The organism is Candidatus Accumulibacter phosphatis, from assembly GCF_012939955.1.
Taxonomy (GTDB): Bacteria; Pseudomonadota; Gammaproteobacteria; order Burkholderiales; family Rhodocyclaceae; genus Accumulibacter; species Accumulibacter delftensis.
The window spans coordinates 1-542 of sequence record NZ_SPMY01000107.1 but is presented as its reverse complement, the minus strand read 5'-3'; the positions used below and the strand labels follow the sequence as shown (position 1 = coordinate 542).

General features: G+C 60.0%; 1 pseudogene. It reads left to right on the top strand.

Going from position 1 to position 542, the window contains the following annotated elements:
• Nucleotides 1-251, top strand: a pseudogene (locus E4Q23_RS21355) (replication protein); the annotation flags it as partial.
• Nucleotides 252-542 lie beyond the last annotated feature (291 nt).

Here is a 542-nt window from a genome sequence, read left to right as displayed (position 1 = left end):
GGCGCGACAGCGCCTTGCTCAATGGTTATGGGCGCGAGCGCGATGCCGTTGCCGCGCTCGATAGCGCATGGGAAGAACTCAAGACCATGGGCACATTGGCCGTCGTCAGAAAGACTGAGCAGCGAGGCTCCCGCGCCAAGTTGGAAGACGTGACCTACACGCTGTTCCCGACCCGCGATTTTGTCGCCGAGCAGAAAGCCGCCAATCGTCGCCAGAATGATGCAAAAGTATCGTCTAGTCCAAGCCGTTGACCGACAGCAAAGCTTTAAGCCAACGCTGGAACAGACCGGGGATGCCAAGAGCTTGTTGAACCCCTTGTTCGACCTTGTGGAAAAACCCAAGCAGCGCACCTGAGAGCAGGGGGAATAGGTCGCGGGTCACGCCCCAAGGTCAGGGGGAATAGGTCGCGGGTCGCAGGGGGAATAGGTCGCGGGCGACCTCACGACAGAGGAATAGGTTGCGGGTCACGCCCCAAGGTCAGGGGGAATAGGTCGCGGGTCGCCGAAAAATCAGGGGGAATAGGTCGCGGGTCGCCGAAAAAT